16 protein-coding genes are annotated in these 16,300 nt (G+C 61.6%); 11 read left to right on the plus strand and 5 right to left on the minus strand.

The window, feature by feature from the left end; genetic code table 11:
* Positions 1-15: 15 nt before the first annotated feature.
* The 4 genes from AW06_RS09685 to AW06_RS09700 form a co-directional block, all read right to left on the minus strand.
* Positions 16-774: an ABC transporter ATP-binding protein gene (locus tag AW06_RS09685; protein WP_034949204.1), complete on the minus strand. Its 759-nt coding sequence runs from the start codon at positions 772-774 to the stop codon at positions 16-18.
* On the minus strand, positions 771-2,546 hold the full coding sequence (locus AW06_RS09690; protein WP_034949205.1) for a branched-chain amino acid ABC transporter ATP-binding protein/permease: 1,776 nt from the start codon (positions 2,544-2,546) through the stop codon (positions 771-773). The genes AW06_RS09685 and AW06_RS09690 overlap by 4 nt, the downstream gene beginning before the upstream one ends.
* Positions 2,543-3,577 carry a branched-chain amino acid ABC transporter permease gene (locus tag AW06_RS09695; protein ID WP_034949206.1) on the minus strand — a complete coding sequence of 345 codons (1,035 nt, stop codon included), beginning with the start codon at positions 3,575-3,577 and terminating at the stop codon, positions 2,543-2,545. The genes AW06_RS09690 and AW06_RS09695 overlap by 4 nt, the downstream gene beginning before the upstream one ends.
* A 155-nt stretch (positions 3,578-3,732) precedes the next feature.
* On the minus strand, positions 3,733-4,887 hold the full coding sequence (locus tag AW06_RS09700) for an ABC transporter substrate-binding protein (protein WP_034949208.1): 1,155 nt from the start codon (positions 4,885-4,887) through the stop codon (positions 3,733-3,735).
* A gap of 324 nt (positions 4,888-5,211) precedes the next feature.
* Between AW06_RS09700 and AW06_RS09705 the strand changes: the two genes are divergently transcribed.
* From AW06_RS09705 to AW06_RS09745, 9 genes are all read left to right on the plus strand, one after another.
* On the plus strand, positions 5,212-8,010 hold the full coding sequence (locus AW06_RS09705) for a monovalent cation/H+ antiporter subunit A (RefSeq protein ID WP_273704576.1): 2,799 nt from the start codon (positions 5,212-5,214) through the stop codon (positions 8,008-8,010).
* The gene (locus AW06_RS09710; RefSeq protein ID WP_034949210.1) at positions 8,010-8,348 is read left to right on the plus strand and encodes a Na+/H+ antiporter subunit C; all 339 of its coding nucleotides are present in this window, start codon (positions 8,010-8,012) and stop codon (positions 8,346-8,348) included. The genes AW06_RS09705 and AW06_RS09710 overlap by 1 nt, the downstream gene beginning before the upstream one ends.
* Positions 8,345-9,859, plus strand: a complete 1,515-nt coding sequence (locus tag AW06_RS09715; RefSeq protein WP_034949212.1) for a monovalent cation/H+ antiporter subunit D — start codon at positions 8,345-8,347, stop codon at positions 9,857-9,859. Before AW06_RS09710 ends, AW06_RS09715 begins: the two co-directional genes overlap by 4 nt.
* Positions 9,856-10,347 carry a Na+/H+ antiporter subunit E gene (locus AW06_RS09720; RefSeq protein WP_034949214.1) on the plus strand — a complete coding sequence of 164 codons (492 nt, stop codon included), beginning with the start codon at positions 9,856-9,858 and terminating at the stop codon, positions 10,345-10,347. The genes AW06_RS09715 and AW06_RS09720 overlap by 4 nt, the downstream gene beginning before the upstream one ends.
* Positions 10,341-10,610 carry a K+/H+ antiporter subunit F gene (locus AW06_RS09725; RefSeq protein WP_034949216.1) on the plus strand — a complete coding sequence of 90 codons (270 nt, stop codon included), beginning with the start codon at positions 10,341-10,343 and terminating at the stop codon, positions 10,608-10,610. The genes AW06_RS09720 and AW06_RS09725 overlap by 7 nt, the downstream gene beginning before the upstream one ends.
* Positions 10,607-10,960, plus strand: coding sequence for a Na+/H+ antiporter subunit G (locus tag AW06_RS09730; protein ID WP_034949218.1), 354 nt, complete (start codon positions 10,607-10,609; stop codon positions 10,958-10,960). Before AW06_RS09725 ends, AW06_RS09730 begins: the two co-directional genes overlap by 4 nt.
* A gap of 526 nt (positions 10,961-11,486) precedes the next feature.
* Entirely contained in the window at positions 11,487-12,092 is a 606-nt protein-coding gene (locus AW06_RS09735) for a lectin-like protein (RefSeq protein WP_034949220.1), read from the plus strand.
* 265 nt (positions 12,093-12,357) lie between these two features.
* On the plus strand, positions 12,358-12,573 hold the full coding sequence (locus AW06_RS09740) for a hypothetical protein (RefSeq protein ID WP_046534844.1): 216 nt from the start codon (positions 12,358-12,360) through the stop codon (positions 12,571-12,573).
* 98 nt (positions 12,574-12,671) lie between these two features.
* A complete protein-coding gene (locus AW06_RS09745; RefSeq protein ID WP_273704574.1) occupies positions 12,672-13,397 on the plus strand; it encodes a hypothetical protein in 726 nt (241 codons plus the stop codon).
* A 324-nt stretch (positions 13,398-13,721) separates the two neighbouring features.
* On the opposite strand, the gene AW06_RS09750 is transcribed toward AW06_RS09745, so the two are convergent.
* Complete coding sequence (locus tag AW06_RS09750; RefSeq protein WP_034949226.1) at positions 13,722-14,192, minus strand: hypothetical protein; 471 nt, start codon at positions 14,190-14,192, stop codon at positions 13,722-13,724.
* A 318-nt stretch (positions 14,193-14,510) separates the two neighbouring features.
* On the opposite strand from AW06_RS09750, the gene AW06_RS09755 reads away from it, so the two are divergent.
* A complete protein-coding gene (locus tag AW06_RS09755; RefSeq protein WP_034949228.1) occupies positions 14,511-15,341 on the plus strand; it encodes a DUF4349 domain-containing protein in 831 nt (276 codons plus the stop codon).
* Positions 15,338-16,255 carry a DMT family transporter gene (locus AW06_RS09760; protein ID WP_034949231.1) on the plus strand — a complete coding sequence of 306 codons (918 nt, stop codon included), beginning with the start codon at positions 15,338-15,340 and terminating at the stop codon, positions 16,253-16,255. The genes AW06_RS09755 and AW06_RS09760 overlap by 4 nt, the downstream gene beginning before the upstream one ends.
* Positions 16,256-16,300 lie beyond the last annotated feature (45 nt).

Here is a 16,300-nt window from a genome sequence, read left to right on the forward strand (position 1 = left end):
AAGTCCGACAGGCTGCTAGTGTCGCCCCCCCAGTCCGAGATAGCTTTCGATGACCCTGGGATCGGTCAGCAGATCGCCACTGGACCCTTCCAGCGACAGGCGCCCGGTTTCCAGAACGTAGCCGTAGTCCGCCACCTGCAGCGCCGCGCGCGCATTCTGCTCGACGAGCAGAATCGCCACCCCGAGTTTCTTGAGCTGGGTGATCGTCCGGAAGATCTCCTTGATGATCAATGGGGCAAGTCCAAGGCTGGGTTCGTCGAGCAGCAACAGCCTGGGCTTGGCCATCAGGGCGCGACCCATGGCCAGCATCTGGCGTTCGCCTCCGGAAAGCGTGCCGGCCATCTGCGCACGCCGTTCCCGCAACCGCGGAAATATCTCGAACACCTGATCGATGGTCTCGAGCTGGTCGCGATGACCGGCCCGGTAACGATCAAAAGCACCAAGCAGGAGGTTGTCCTTGACGCTCATTTCGGAAAACAGTTCGCGCTTCTCCGGAACCAGCGTCATCCCCTGGCGGACGAGTTTTTCGACACTGCGTCCGCCATCCTGTTGTTCACCAAGATAGACGATATGCCCGCGTACCGGTAACAGACCGATCAGGGCGCAAAGCAAGGTCGTCTTGCCGGCGCCGTTCGGGCCAATGACGGTGACGATCTCGCCGCGGTGTACCTTGAGGGCAATCTCATGCAGCGCGTCGACCTTGCCGTAGCTCACCGACAGGCTGGAAACCTCGAGCACGACGATCCTTTCGGTGGCGCCGGACAGTTCGCTCATTCGACACCTCCGAGGTAGGCTTCGACCACCGCCGGGTTCCGCTGGATCTCTTCGGGCAGACCGGCAGCAAGCTTGCGTCCGAATTCCATGACCAGCACGCGATCGGCCAGTCCCATCACGAAGTCCATGTCGTGCTCGACGAGCAGGATGCCGATCCCTTCATCACGCAGACGGCGCAGCAGGTCCGCAAGCGCCTGTTTTTCCAGGTAGCGGAGTCCGGCAGCCGGCTCGTCGAGCAGCAACAGACAGGGATCTGCGGCCAACGCCCTGGCAATCTCGACGATGCGCTGCTTGCCGAGGGGCAGGCTGCCGGCGGCCTCGTACATTTGCTCGGCGAGACCACAACGCTCGATCTGGGAAGCGGCTTCGTGCAACAGGCGGGCTTCCTCCTCGCGATCGATCCGACAAGCGGCGGCGATGAAGCCCTTTTGTCCCCGCAAGTGGGCGCCGATCGCGACGTTCTCGATGACGCTCATTCCGGCCAGCAGGCGGACGTGCTGGAAGGTCCGGCTCATGCCAAGACGGGCGATGTCGCGCGCCGGTAGAGATTCGACGCGCTGGCCACGAAACGTAACGGTGCCGGAAGTCAGCGGGTCGACGCCGGAAATGCCATTGAACATCGTGCTTTTGCCGGCACCGTTCGGGCCGATCAAGGCCATCACCTCGCCAGCCATGACCGAGAAACTCACCTTTTCGTTGGCGACCAGACCGCCAAAGCGCTTGGTTGCATCCTTGATTTCGAGCAGCAACGAGCCGGGTTTCGGCAATGGGCGACGCACCAGCGGCGCAGCCTCGACCCCCCCCCTGGCCTGCGTCGGTCGCTGCGGCCACCAGCGGGTGATGATCGGCCACACCCCGTCACGCGCGCGATGGAGCACGAAGATCATCAGCAGCCCGAAAACGATGACTTCGAAATTGCCACTCTGACCGAGCAGTTTCGGCAACCAGTCCTGCAGCCATTGCTTGAGAATGGTGATCAATCCTGCCCCGATGATCGCCCCCCAGACATGCGCGACGCCACCGACCACCCCCATGAACAGATATTCGATGCCTTGCGTCAGCGAGAAAGGGGTCGGATTGACGAAGCGTTGCAGGTGTGCATACAGCCAGCCTGAAACACTGGCATAGAGCGCAGCGATGGTAAAGATGACGATTTTCGCGCGCGGCGTGTCGACCCCCATTGCTTCGGCCATCAGCGAGCCGCCGCGCAAGGCGCGGATGGCCCGCCCTTCGCGCGAGTCGAGCAAGTTGCGCGTGGCGAGCACCAAAACCAGCAAGACCACCCAGATCAAATAGAAGAACGCGCGTCCTGATTTTATTTCCAGATCAAGGACCTGCAAAGACGGAATGCCGCTGATGCCGGTGTGACCCCCAAGCGCTTCGAGGTTACCGAACAGATAGTAGAGGCTGATCCCCCAGGCGATCGTCCCCAACGGTAGAAAATGTCCGGATAGCCGCAAGGTCACGATACCGATCGACAGGGCGATGAGCGCAGTGGCCAGCAGACCGGCCGGCAGCGTCAACCATGGCGAGACCCCGTGTACGGTCGTCAGGTAAGCAGCAGTATAGGCGCCCAGGCCGACGAAAGCCGCCTGGCCAAACGAAGTCAGACCGCCTACGCCGGTGAGCAGGACCAGCCCGAGGGCAACGATCGCATACAGCCCGATATAGTTGAGCAGCGTGATGTAGAACTCGGGCAGCAGTAGCGGTGCCAGCGCCAGGGCGGCGATGAACAGCCACAGGACGGTCGTGGTGTGCGCAGCGTGCTTCATTCCTCCTCCACGTGGTGCGTTTTCAGCGAGCGCCAGAGCAGCACCGGAATGATCAGCGTGAACACGATGACTTCTTTGAAAGCACTGGCCCAGAACGACGAATACGATTCGAGCAGGCCGACCAGGATGGCGCCGGCGGCGGCAACCGGATAACTCGCCAGACCGCCGATGATCGCCCCGACAAACCCCTTGAGGCCGATCAGGAAACCAGAGTCATAATAGATCGTCGTGATGGGTGAAATCAGGATGCCGGAGAATGCGCCGATTGCCGCTGCCAGGGTAAACGACAGCATGCCGGCCAAGGTTCCGGAAATACCCATCAGGCGCGCGCCGGTGCGGTTCATCGCCGTGGCGCGCAGCGCCTTGCCGTAGATCGTCCGCTCGAAAAAGAAATACAAGGCCATGATCAGCAGCATGCTGGTCACCACGACCAGGATCGCCTGCCCCTGCAAAAGTGCATCGCCGAATGAAAAACTGACATCGGAAAACGGCAGGGTGCGCGAACCTTCGGCGCCGAAGAACAGGAGCCCGATGCCCATCATGGTCACGTGCACCGCCACCGAAACGATCAGCAGGACCAGCACCGAGGCTTCGGCAATCGGCTGGTAGGCCAGGCGATAGATCATCGGCCCGAGCGGTACGACCAGCATCAGCGCGAGACCCACTTGCACCGGTAATGGCAGAGTCGCTGCGGGAATGGCGAACAGGGCACCGGCGAGCAGCAGCGGCAGCACGCAATAGACCGACACAATCCACAAAACTCGCCTGAACTGATGGTTGCGCAGCGCCAGAACGCCATCGATCAAGGCGATCAGCGTGCCAAGGGCCAGCAACAGCCAGAGTGTTCCGGGCAGCTTCCCGGCCTGCAGACTGACCAGAGTCAGGGCGCCAAAGGCGACGAACTCTCCTTGCGGGATGAAGATCACTCGCGTCACGGCAAAAACCAGAACCAGCGCCAGCGCCAGCAGCGCGTAAATGGCGCCGTTGGTCAGGCCGTCCTGCCCAAGCAGCAAGGCAATTTGCATGTCCATCAGCACTGTGCTCCAGTCGATCTATCGGCGGCCGCAAGTCCGGCTGCCTGGGAACGGGCGCGCAGGTGTCGTCATGTCGAGACGCTGCCAGAGCTCGCCGGCAAGGCCGGCAAGCTCTGGCAGTTGCAGTACCCAGCCGCCGGCTTGCAACCCTGTTACTGGACAAGTTTCCAGCCACCCCCTTCGATCTTGACCATCACTCGTGCGCGCTGGTCGAAGCCGAGGTGATCCTGCGGACTCATATTGAATACGCCATGCGTGGCGGTCAGGTTTTTCGTGCTCTCGATGGCGTCACGCAGAGCCTTGCGGAACTCCGGCGTCCCCGGCTGACCCTTCTTCAGTGCTTCCGGAATGGCATTGCCAAGCAGCATCGTGGCGTCCCAGGCGTACGCGCCGAAAGCCGATACCGATCCCTTGCCGTAAGCTGTCTCATATTTGTTGACGTATTCCAGCGCCACCTTCTTGATCGGATTGCTATCGGGCAACTGTGCCGCGACCAGTACTGGACCGGTCGGCATGAAGGTGCCGTCGCAGTCCTTTCCGCAAACTCGCAGGAAGTCCGCGTTGGCCGCGCCGTGGGTCTGATACATGATTCCCTTGTAACCCTTTTCCTTGAGCGCTTTCTGCGGCAAGGCAGCCGGTGTTCCGGAGCCGCCCACCAGTACCGCGTCCGGCTTCGCGGCCAGGATCTTGAGCACCTGACCGGTTACCGAGGTATCGGTGGGATTGAAGCGTTCGTTGGCCACGATCTGGATCTTGCGCACCTCGGCTATCTTCGAGAACTCGTTCCACCAGCCTTCGCCATAGGCATTGGCAAACCCGACATAAGCGACTGTCCTTATATTGTTGTTGGTCATGTGCTCGACAATCGCCGTCGCCATCTGCGAGTCGCTCTGCGGAACCTTGAACACCCAGGCACGTTTGGCGTCCATGGGCTCGATGATGCGTGTTCCCGCAGCCATGCTGATCATCGGCGTCTGTGCCTCGGCGGCAACGTCGATCATGGCCAATGAATTCGGCGTGGTTGTCGAACCGATGACCACGTCGACCTTATTCTCGGCGATCAGCTTGCGCGTGTTCTTGACGGCCGTCGTGGTATCCGAGGCATCGTCGAGAACGATGTAGTTGATCTTCTGCCCGGCGATGGTCGTCGGTGCCAACGTCAAGGTGTTCTTCTCGGGAATGCCCAGCGAAGCCGCCGGCCCGGTAGCGGACACGGTGACCCCGACATTCACGTCGGCATGCACAGGAGCGGCGAGGGCCGCCGTCAGCATGGTCAACAGCCAGGCAATCGAGGGTTCTCTATTCATTGTCTCCTCCAATACGATGGATTATTTTGTTATCACCACTGAATTTAGCGGCGTATCGCTATTCTGCAGCCATGGTCATCGCGGCACAAGTGAAAATGAGTCGGCATGATCCTGGCCGATACCTCGATCTGGAATCACACGGATGCGGGGACGCGTCGCGCCACCGGGGTCGACCGAGAGGCAGGCCGGAAAGGCGCTTCGCTCCGGGCCTGGGCTTCCTTGTCAGCAAAATACCTTGCTGGCTCTTTCTGGTTTGGCTTAGACTGGCAGATCATTCTTGGAGTGCCGGTGAGCGGGGCCAAGGCGACTGTGAACTCGAACCTGCTGCTTGCGGCCATCCCTGCGACGGCCTTTGCCGCCTTTCCCCTGCCACTGCTGCTGCAGCGCTACGGGCGAGCCAGCGCGGCCGTGGCTGCGGCAACCGTGATGGCGGCCTGCCTGGGCCTGCTGCTGCCGCTGGCACCGGCCACTCTGGCCGGCCATCGCGAAGTCGCCCGCCTGGCCTGGCTGCCCGCCTACGGGCTCGACCTCAGCCTGCGCCTCGACGGTCTCGGCCTGCTGTTCTGCCTGCTGATCCTGGGTATCGGCCTGCTCGTCGTGCTCTATGCCGCCTGGTACCTGCCGGCGGGCGATCGCCTCGGCCGCTTCTATTCGATCCTGTTGCTGTTCATGGCAGCGATGCTCGGTGTCGTGCTTGCCGAGAACCTGATCCTGCTGCTGATCTTCTGGGAGCTTACCAGCCTGTCGTCGTTTCTGCTCGTCGCTTACCGCAGCGACAAACATGAGTCGCGGATCGGCGCCCGCATGGCGCTGGCGGTCACTGGCGGTGGTGGTCTGGCGCTGCTCGCCGGCATTCTGCTCCTCGGCCACATCGCTGGCAGCTACGAGCTGAGCGTCATCCTGGCTGCCGGTGAGCGCATCCGCGCGCATGCCCTCTACACGCCAACGCTGATCCTGATTCTGCTCGGCGCGTTCACCAAGTCGGCGCAGTTTCCTTTCCACTTCTGGCTACCGAGCGCGATGGCGGCACCGACGCCGGTCTCCGCCTATCTGCACTCGGCGACGATGGTGAAGGCCGGTGTCTTTCTGCTTGCCCGCCTCTATCCGGCACTCGGCGGCAGTGAGGTATGGTTCTGGCTGGTCGGAGGCGTTGGCACGATCACGCTCATCTACGCCGCGGCGACGGCACTTTTCCGCAACGACATCAAGGGGCTGCTCGCCTATTCGACGATCAGCCATCTCGGCCTGATCACGCTGCTGTTCGGTCTCGACACACCGCTCTCGGTCGTCGCCGGCATCTTTCACATCATTAACCACGCGATCTTCAAGGCCTCGCTGTTCATGGCCGCCGGCGTCATCGACCACGAATGCGGCACGCGCGACATGCGCCGCGTGAACGGCATGTTCCGCGTGATGCCGATCACCGCAACACTGGCGATCATCGCCGCCGGTTCGATGGCCGGCGTACCGCTGCTCAACGGTTTCCTCAGCAAGGAAATGTTCTTTTCCGAAACCGTCAGTTACCCGCAGTTCGAACCGCTCGGCTGGGCCTTGCCCCTGCTCGCGACGATCGCCGGGATGCTCGCCGTCGCCTACTCCTCGCGCTTCGTCCACGACGTGTTCTTTAATGGCGAACCGGTCGACCTGCCACGTCAGCCGCACGAACCGCCACGCTGGATGCGCGCACCGATCGAACTCCTCGTCGTGCTCTGTCTGCTGGTCGGCATTTTCCCGGGCTGGACCGTCGGGCCGCTGCTCGACGCCGCAGCGGGTGCCGCGCTGCAGGCGCCGCTGCCGGATTTCCATCTGGCACTCTGGCACGGCTTCAACAAGCCGGTGCTGATGAGCTTGCTGGCGCTCGCCGGTGGCGTGCTGGTCTATGCGTTACGCCGCCCCCTCTTCGCCTGGCAGGACCAGTTGCCGCCGATGCACCCGCGCACATCCTTCGAGCGCTTCTACCGCGCGCTCGCCAGCGGTGCGCGCCGCACCATGGCGGCAGTCGACAACGGTTCGCTGCAGCGTTACAGCGCTCTGCTTTTCGGTTTTGTCGTGCTCCTTGGCAGCTGGTCCTTTTTCTCGGCACCGGGCGGCACCGGCGTCCGACCAGCGGCCCAGCCCGCTGACGAGGTGGCGGTCGCCGCCCTGCTCGTCCTGCTGATCGGTGCGCTGGGTGCCACCGCGCTATACCGCGAACGGCTGTTGGCGCTGATCCTGGTCAGCGTCGTCGGACTGACCGTGACGCTGACCTTCGTTCGCCTGTCAGCGCCCGACCTGGCGCTGACCCAGCTCGCCGTCGAGATGGGGACGATCATCCTGATGCTGCTGGTGCTCTATTATCTGCCCCCGCGCAATGCGCCAAAGAGCACTGCCCGCCGGCTGATCCGCGATCTGGTTGTGGCCCTGCTCGCCGGCGGTGGCCTGGCGCTGATCACCCTGCAGATGCTGGCGGCACCGGTCGATACGATCGCTGGTTTCTATCTTCAGCAATCGCTTCCCGGCGGCGGCGGCGCCAACGTCGTCAATGTGATCCTCGTCGATTTTCGCGGTTTCGATACGCTCGGCGAAATCACCGTGCTGGCGATGGTCGCGCTGGCTTCGCACGCCCTGCTCGACCGGCTGATCCTGGGCGCGCCACAGCGCGACGAGGACGGACGGCGCTGGGCGGCGGAAGCACATCCCCTGTTTCTGTCGATGCTGATGCGTCCGCTCCTGCCGCTGGCGCTGACGGTTTCGGTCTACCTCTTCCTGCGCGGGCACCATGTCCCCGGCGGCGGTTTCGTCGCCGGCCTGATCACCAGCATCGCGCTGGTCATGCAGTATCTGGCCAACGGCATCGCCTTCGCACAGCCGCGCATGCCGCAACAGCCGGTCCGCCTGCTGGCCCTCGGCCTGCTGCTCGCCGCCGGCATCGGCGTGGCCAGCTGGCTCTTTGGCCGTCCGTTTCTGACCAGCGCGCACGGGCACGTGCCGCTGCCGCTGCTCGGCGATGTCGAACTGGCTTCGGCGATGGTCTTCGACCTCGGCGTCTATGTCGTCGTCGTGACGGTCGTCGTCACCGTCCTCTCGGAACTCGGCCGGCTGTCGCTGCGCGCCCGCGATGGCAATGGCGAGGAGACGGCCTGATGGAAGCCATGCTGGCCATCGCCGTCGGCGTGCTGACCGCCTGTGGCGTCTTCCTGATCCTGCGCGCGCGCACCTTCCCGGTGCTCCTCGGCCTGACGCTGCTGTCCTATGCCGTCAACCTGTTTCTCTTTGCCAGCGGCCGCCTGCAGGTTGGTGCACCGCCGTTGATCCGCGCCGGTGCCGCCTATGTCGATCCCTTGCCACAGGCGCTGGTACTGACGGCCATCGTCATCGGTTTCGGGATGACCGCCTATCTGGCGATCCTCGCCCTGCGCAGTCTGGCCGAGTCGGGCGGCGATCACGTCGACGCCGTCAGCACGGAGGATGTGCGGCAATGAACACGCACGCGCCGATCCTGCCGATCCTGATCCCCTTTGCCGCCGCCCTGCTGCAGATGCTGGCCGATCGACTGACCTGCCAGCGCGTCGTCGGCCTGCTGGCGACCGCCCTGCTGGTCCTGGTCACCACCTGGTTGACGCTGCTCGCCGACGATGGCCTGCTGCGCATCTACGCGCTCGGCGACTGGCCGGCACCCTTCGGCATCGTCCTCGTCGTCGATCGCCTGGCAGCGGCGATGACGCTCCTCACCGCAGTTCTCGGTTTCGCCGCCCTGCTCTACGCGAGTGCCGGCTTCGACGAGCGCGGACGGCATTTCCACCCGCTCTTTCAGCTGCAATTGGTCGGCCTGACCGGTGCTTTCCTCACCGGCGACCTGTTCAACCTCTTCGTCTTCTTCGAAGTGATGCTGCTGGCCTCCTACACGCTGCTGGCACACGGCGGCGGCCTCGCCCGAACACGCGCCGGAATCAGTTACGTGGTGCTCAATCTGATTGGCTCGGCGCTCTTTCTGATCGCCCTCGGGCTGCTCTACGGGACACTGGGGACGCTCAACCTCGCAGATCTGGCACATCGTCTGACCCTGCCCGGGCACGATCCGGCGCTCGCCCGGCTGGCGTTTGCGCTGCTGATCGCCGTCTTCGTCCTCAAGGCCGGGTTATTGCCGCTGTCGTTCTGGCTGCCGCATACCTATAGCGCCGCCGGCGCGCCGGTCGCCGCGCTGTTTGCGATCATGACCAAGGTCGGCATCGTCGCCCTCCTGCGCGTGCAGGCGATCGCCCTGACACCGACCATCCCCGATCTGCTCGACCATTGGCTAACCACGCTGGCAATCGCCACCGTCGTCTTCGCCGCGTTCGGCGTCCTCACGGCCAGCCGCCTGCGCGCCCTCGCCGCCTGGCTGGTGCTGCTCTCCGCCGGCACGCTGCTGCTGACGCCGGCTCAGGCAAACGCCCAGGTCGCTGCGGCTGCGCTCTTTTACCTTGTGCACTCGACACTGGCCGGTGCCGCCTTCTTCCTGCTGGCAGGCGTCATTGCCGAACGGCGTGGCGAAGCTGCCGATCACTTCCGCGCCGGACCGCCGCCCGCGACCTGGCTGCAGGTCGCTTTCCTGATCCTCGCGGCGACCACTGCCGGACTGCCGCCCTTCTCCGGCTTCCTCGGCAAGCTGATGTTGCTGACCACGCTGCGTGCCGTCCCGGCCGGGACGGCGATATGGAGCGTGTTGCTGGCGTCGGGTTTTATCGTCATGATCGCCCTCGCACGCGACGGCTGCCTGCTGATCTGGAAACCGGCGACGCTTGCCGCACCGCCGCCGAGCGGGGCGATCGCCTGGCAGAGAGCGACGGCAACGCTGCTGCTGGTCGCCGCCGGACCGCTGCTGGCCATTGCCGCGCGCCCACTGGCGGCTTACGCCGAACGCACAGCCAGCCAGCTGCAGGCGCCCGGCGCGTATGTCGCGGGTGTGCTCGGAACAAGCATGGCGACCTCCTTACGCAAGGCGGCGCAATGATCCACAGGCTGTTCCCGCGGCCATTCCTGTCGCTGACCGTCTTTCTGCTGTGGACGGTGATCACCAACGCAGCGCCGCCCGGCCTGCTGTTGCTCGGTGCCTTGCTGGCCATCGTCGTGCCGCGGTTGACCCGCCCCTTCTGGCCAGACCCGCCGCGCCTGGTGCGGCCAGGGCAGGCGCTGCGTTTCCTCGGGGTCTTTGCGCTCGACATCGTCACCGCCAACTGGCGGGTCGCACGCCAGGTCATCGGGCCGCTGCACCGGCTATCTCCAGCCTTCGTCGAAGTGCCGCTCGACCTGCGCGACCCATTCGTCGCCACCCTGCTCGCCAGCGTCGTTTCTCTGACCCCCGGCACGCTGTCGATCGACGTCGACCGTCAACGCTGGACTTTGCTGATCCATGCGCTCGATGCACCCGATCCGCAGGCACTGGTGCGCGAAATCAAGACGCGTTACGAGTCGCCGCTCAAGGAGATCTTTGCATGCTGAATTCCGCCATCGAGATGGCCTTCGTCCTGATCGGCGCAGCCCTGGCACTCAACCTCTATCGACTGCTGCGCGGACCCGACACCAGCGACCGCATTTTGGCGCTCGACACCCTGGGAATCAACGCCATCGCGCTCCTGGTGCTGTTCGGCATCAACAGCGCCAGCACCGCCTATTTCGAGGCGGCGCTGCTGCTGGCGCTGCTCGGCTTCGTCGGCACCGTCGCGCTGTGCAAGTTCCTGCTGCGCGGAGACATCATCGAATGAACGCACTGAGCGAAGCCACCGTCGCCGCCCTGATCGTCCTCGGCGCCCTGTTCGTCCTGCTCGGTTCGATCGGTCTGGCGCGCCTGCCGGATTTCCTGACTCGCCTGCACGGTCCGACCAAAGCGACGACGCTCGGCGTCGGGGCACTGCTGCTCGCTTCGGCGATCTTCTTTTCAAGCTGCGAGAACGGCGGCATCAGCCTGCACGAGCTGGCGATCTTGTTTTTCCTATTCATCAGCGCGCCCGTCACCGCGCACCTGCTGGCCAAGGCCGCGCTGCACCGACAGGCGATGGTTGATGATGGCAGGCGACGGGTAAGGGCCAGGAAGGAATGCCAGAAAGGCCCGTGAAATTGCTCTGCCGGGGCAGACGCTGGCGGACCTTGTCCTGTACTCGCTCGAACTCCGATATGTCCGGAACTCCGATATGTCCGGATCGGCAAGGACTTCTACATGGGCAGGAGCGTACTCTTCGACGAGGTCGTCAGGAAGATGCGGCGGGATGCCCGGGCCGCGGTGAAGCCCGGGGCGTCGCGGTTGGTGCGGACGAGAGATGTGCTGCCGATTATAAGATGAGGGCAATCCGTGGTTTGCGAGTGATATTTCACGGCGCGGGACCTGGATCGACGTGATGAATCGTCCCGGCATGGCCATTCTCCTTAACGTAGTGGTGTCGATATTTTTTACACCTTTGCCTTTGCCGATGCTTGTCTGCGGGAATTTTCCATATACAACAATTAACTACAATTATGGCACCATTATTGCTTTACACTACTAACGGCGTGGGTATTCCAACAACACGGCTACACGGACGTGTTTTGAGATTCGACATCGCCGTCACCCGAAACCACAGACGAAATATTCAGGGAGTGCGAAAATGAAGGCAAAGATGGCGAAAAAACTCCTGGCGGGGCTATTGGCCGGCGTGTCACTGATGGTGCTGCCATGCATGGAGGCTGGAGCGGTTCCGGTCTTGAATGGCAGCAATGGTCACTACTATGAGGTTATTGATTCGCCGATAACCTGGAGCGACGCCAATTCCGCCGCGTCGGCCATGACGCATCTCGGTGCAGCGGGTCATCTGGTCACGATCACGAGTTCCTCAGAAAACATCTTCCTTACCTCAACATTTGGTGCCCTAGCTATTCACCTTCACTGGACGGGTGGGGTGCAGCAGCCCGGCTCGACGGAACCCGCTGATGGCTGGTCGTGGGTCACTGGTGAGGCGTTTGCCTACTCCAATTGGGAACCCGGAGAGCCGAACAATTCGGGAGGGACCGAGGACAGAATCGTATTCGACCATGGTGTTCATGCCGATGGAAAGGCCTGGAACGATTTGAACGGGGCTACCTCTGCTGATGGCTATGTCGTTGAATTCGATACCGTGCCAGTTCCGGAACCCTCGATCGTTGGGCTACTGGGCTTCGGTCTAACCGGGCTGATGCTGGCACGGCGGCGCGTGAGGGGTCGTACCAGCAATTAGATTTCAAGCCCTCGACCAATCGGCGACCCATGCTTCGGCGCACAAGGTCGCCGAGTCGTTTTAGAGCTCACCAGCCTACATCCATCGCTCTTGTCGGAAATACTTACACCTGCACAGTCGATGGCGCTTCGCCAGCGTCGATGAATCTATCTGTCCGATTACTCGCCACCCCACACTAAGCCGACTGGTCGGTCGTCGTCCCCAACCCAAACCGCATCCGGTCGGCTTTGTTGTGCCCATAGAACCCGCCCGCGGCTTATTGCTGTTGGGCAACCATAAGAGTAAGCACCTGCGCGAGTTTCAGGATCGCAAGACCACCCTGGTCAAGGAAGCGCGCAGCCTCACCGAGCACGCCGCTTCGAAGAACCGCGAACTGACCGGCAAGGAAGTGAGCGCCTTCGATGCCTTGCGCACGCGCAACGATGCCAGCTCGGTGGCCATCGGCCGCGAAGCGGCATTGATCGCCGACGAAAATGGTTGAAGCAGAGAGAGCGTGGTGCGGAAAGGATGAAGTATGTAACAATTCGGCTTTTCCTCTCCTCCCAATACTTGGCAGGCAAACCTTCTCAGGAACCAGGAATGCATAGCACGTTGCGACTCGTTGGTGTGGGTCTTACATATTGGGTTCTTGGCACTGGTGCTTACGCACACCAACCGCCTTTGACTCCTAATGAGATGGCTGCAATGATGAAGGGGTGCGATCTGATCAAGACCCCTAATCAGAAGGTGCTTTGCATGGGTGCCGTCAAAAAGCTGAAAAGCAACTCGGATGCTGAAAATGTGGGTTCCGTCCAGAAACCTTCTCTTACCTCTATCCCTTTGAGTTTTCGAGGCATTCTCATCGGTGTGCCGAAGCAGCGTGCTGCGCTTGAAAGCCTGTGTCTTGAGACAGCCAAGAGGAAAGAATATTGCTATGAGATAAATCCTGACCAGGACAAGCACCTTGTAGATGTCCAGTTCGGGAACATTCATGTTCCCCTGCTCGACACCCGCGTTGGTGCGGATGGAGCCATAAACTTTGTCAAGGGTTACGGAAGAAATGATGAATTGATTCAGTTGGCAAGCCTTCTCACAGAGAAATTCGGAGAACCAAAGAAGGAGCTTTCGACGGCGCATACTCGTATCGGGGTAGCGTACGAGAAACTTACTTTTAACTGGATGGACGAGAAGGGAAATGTACTAGTAGTGGAAACGCGCTCCGTGAACGTAGATTCGGGATCCTTCATGTTCGCTTCGGCTGCCGAGATGGGAAAGAAGACCGGTGAAGCTGCGGCGGTACGAGAGGCTCTGAAGGGCAAGCTGTAATAGAGGGTGGCAGTCGTCGAGCTGTGACCCCATTCAAGAGGAACGGGGTTACCCAGTAACCATCCCCAAGAATAGCCGGGGGTGAACATGGTCAGCTTTATTGATGGGCAATCATCCCACGGTCAACCAGGTTGATGGCCTTGTCGATAACCACATGATTTGCGTTGAGTAATCACGAGAAGTGATGGAGTGTTCAAAGTGCCATCACGGGGTAATCAGGATCATATTGACAACATGGCTGTTGCTGCCTTTTTCTTACCCAACATTCGCTGATGCCATCAACGTCCGTGAACATTGAAACATCAATAACGTTCGCAGTACACATCACACGCCGCTCACTTTGCGCTCGCATACAGACGCAATGACAAATGCCTCCGCGAAAGCAATGGTTGCCCAGAAAAGGAGCTCAAGAGCGACGAGCGGCAACGGCTCACCGAGTTGGTTGAATGGGGTGAAGAATTCCCAGAACAGGAAAGTCATGAAGAACAGCAAACCAGCAAAACGCACTGCTCTCTGGAAAATACCCGTTGGCCATGCGGCAGACACTGAGCGATAGATGAAGGCATGTCCAATGCCGAAGAGCATCATGCCGATGATGATCGGCGCCGGATTCGCAACGACGAGAGGCAAAGGCTCTATCTGAGTCCAAATGGCGATGAGCTTCGGGCTCTGGACAGGAGAAGAAAGAAGGATGCCACCGCCATTCCAACCGAAGCCAAGCAGGCGAAACGTGAGCAACATTGTGACATTCATTGTCATTCCCCCCGCGAGACCAGCAAGTATCGTTCTTGGCATGTACCCTCTCCTTCGAGCAGCAAACATTCCCCTTTCAAAACGCCCAATCGGGACAGGAGAAAGCTTCACGGTCTCCCCCTCCCACAGCACCGGACGCACGGGACACGTATCCGGCAATGCGATGAAGCCAATGCCTACCTGAGCCACGGGTCTACAGGCCACGTTTGCACAGTTCCCGATAGCCCGCTCGACCCCATTGTTTCCAGAACTTGGAGCGTAACTTACGTCGTACCCACTTGTCGATGTAGCACAGGGGACTACACAGGGGACTATAGTGGTCCCAAGATTTGACCATGCGGATCACTTTTCGAGTACTCGATGAGATTTCCCTTTCTGCTGTCGATAGCGCTACTGACCCTGCCTGGCTGCGGCAATCATGCCGAAACGTCCAGCCTGGCGGTACCTGCGGCAGCCGTTCAAGGTCAATCCCCAGGAGAGAAGCGAGCAGCCCGGAATCCATCCATCGCCTATGAGCATTCGCTGCATCTCGATGTGCACGAGGACAAGATCGGCTCCGTATATGAGGCAGTGCAGGCCGCCTGCCGTGAAGCGACAGCTGACCAATGCGTGCTACTCGAATCGAGACTGGATACCGGCAACCATGCCTCCGCCACATTGAGATTGCGTGCAAGACCAACGGGCATCGAGAAACTGCTGACTCTGCTGAGTATCCAGGGTGGCGTCACCCATATCTCGAGGACAGCAGAAGACCTCGCCCAACCGATGGCCGATCATTCAAGAAAACTCGCCATGCTGCATGACTACCGGTCGAGACTCGAGGTTCTGCGTGTTCGTGCCGGGAGCAACATCGATTCCTTGATCAGGATCAACAAGGAACTGGCCCAGGTCCAGAACGACATCGAGGCACTCGATGGCGAAATCGCCCGCTTGCGTCAGCGTGTCGAAACCGAGATTCTCAATGTCCACCTCGATGCTGTTCACCATCGCTCGTTCATGCGTCCGCTATCACAGGCGCTGGCCAATTTCACGTCGCATCTGTCGGAAGGCTTGTCGAGTGCAATCACCGGTCTGGCTTACGTGATTCCCTGGTCGATCATGCTCTTCGTCTTTGCCTGGGGCGCCGGCAAGCTCTGGGGTCGCAGCAAGCGGGCACGGGCCAGGCACGACCTCGGACGGGAAGATCGATGAACGCACGCACGCCGCCGGGAGCCACCGCTTTCGCCCTGATGATCCTGCTCTGTGCCACCTGGGGTTTTCAGCAGGTGGCCATCAAGATTGCCGGCCAGAGCGTCAGCCCGCTGATGCAGTCCGGCCTGCGCTCGGCAATCGCCTTGCTGCTGCTGATCCTCTGGGCACGCTGGCGTGGCCTGGCGCTCGCCCAGGCGGACGGGACCCTGTGCGCCGGCCTGCTTGCGGGCTCCCTGTTTGCCCTTGAATTCGCCTTCATCTACCTCGGGCTCTCGTACACCACTGCGTCGCGGATGATCGTTGCTCTCTACACCGCACCCTGCTTCACGGTGCTCGGCCTGCATTGTTTCGTTCCGGGAGAAGAGATGCGTCGGCGACACCTCCTGGGGGTCGTACTGGCTTTTTCCGGCATCGTTCTCGGCTTCGCCGATGCGAGCGGTTCCAGACCGGACGCCTGGATCGGCGATCTCCTGGGTCTGCTGGCGGCGCTTGGCTGGGCGGCGACGACGGTGCTGATTCGAGCCAGCGGACTGGCGAGGATCAGCGCCACCAAGGTGCTTTTCTACCAGCTCGCGGTGTCGGCCGCCTGCTTGCTGCCGCTCTCCCTGTTGATCGGCGAGACCGGGATCACCCATCTGAGCGCGCCGGTGCTCCTGGCCCTGGCCTACCAGGGCGTGATCGTCGCCTTCGCCAGTTATCTCGTCTGGTTCTGGCTGCTGACCCGCTACCTCACCACAAGACTGTCGGTGTTCTCCTTCCTCACCCCGCTGTTTGGCGTCTCCTTCGGCGTTCTCCTGCTCGGCGACCGCCTGACGACGAGCTTTGCCGCTGCCGCAGCCTGCGTCAGCGCCGGCATCGTGCTGGTCAATCTGCCGGCCGGGCGGCAAACAGTTCGCCCGGAAGATTCGCCCTGACGGCCCGTTCTTTCGGTGGCTTGCGGGCCATCGGTCCAACTGGAG

The sequence above is a fragment of the Candidatus Accumulibacter cognatus genome (assembly GCF_000584975.1).
Lineage (GTDB): Bacteria > Pseudomonadota > Gammaproteobacteria > Burkholderiales > Rhodocyclaceae > Accumulibacter > Accumulibacter cognatus.

Excerpts from the sequence above, each read along its gene's own strand:
- AW06_RS09710 (WP_034949210.1), top strand. The coding sequence starts at position 8,010 with ATGGAAGCCATGCTGGCCATCGCCGTCGGCGTGCTGACCGCCTGTGGC.
- AW06_RS09695 (WP_034949206.1), bottom strand. The coding sequence starts at position 3,577 with ATGGACATGCAAATTGCCTTGCTGCTTGGGCAGGACGGCCTGACCAAC.
- AW06_RS09755 (WP_034949228.1), top strand. The coding sequence starts at position 14,511 with ATGAGATTTCCCTTTCTGCTGTCGATAGCGCTACTGACCCTGCCTGGC.
- AW06_RS09725 (WP_034949216.1), top strand. The coding sequence starts at position 10,341 with ATGCTGAATTCCGCCATCGAGATGGCCTTCGTCCTGATCGGCGCAGCC.
- AW06_RS09715 (WP_034949212.1), top strand. The coding sequence starts at position 8,345 with ATGAACACGCACGCGCCGATCCTGCCGATCCTGATCCCCTTTGCCGCC.
- AW06_RS09745 (WP_273704574.1), top strand. The coding sequence starts at position 12,672 with ATGCATAGCACGTTGCGACTCGTTGGTGTGGGTCTTACATATTGGGTT.
- AW06_RS09700 (WP_034949208.1), bottom strand. The coding sequence starts at position 4,887 with ATGAATAGAGAACCCTCGATTGCCTGGCTGTTGACCATGCTGACGGCG.
- AW06_RS09735 (WP_034949220.1), top strand. The coding sequence starts at position 11,487 with ATGAAGGCAAAGATGGCGAAAAAACTCCTGGCGGGGCTATTGGCCGGC.
- AW06_RS09730 (WP_034949218.1), top strand. The coding sequence starts at position 10,607 with ATGAACGCACTGAGCGAAGCCACCGTCGCCGCCCTGATCGTCCTCGGC.
- AW06_RS09760 (WP_034949231.1), top strand. The coding sequence starts at position 15,338 with ATGAACGCACGCACGCCGCCGGGAGCCACCGCTTTCGCCCTGATGATC.
- AW06_RS09720 (WP_034949214.1), top strand. The coding sequence starts at position 9,856 with ATGATCCACAGGCTGTTCCCGCGGCCATTCCTGTCGCTGACCGTCTTT.
- AW06_RS09750 (WP_034949226.1), bottom strand. The coding sequence starts at position 14,192 with ATGCCAAGAACGATACTTGCTGGTCTCGCGGGGGGAATGACAATGAAT.
- AW06_RS09690 (WP_034949205.1), bottom strand. The coding sequence starts at position 2,546 with ATGAAGCACGCTGCGCACACCACGACCGTCCTGTGGCTGTTCATCGCC.
- AW06_RS09685 (WP_034949204.1), bottom strand. The coding sequence starts at position 774 with ATGAGCGAACTGTCCGGCGCCACCGAAAGGATCGTCGTGCTCGAGGTT.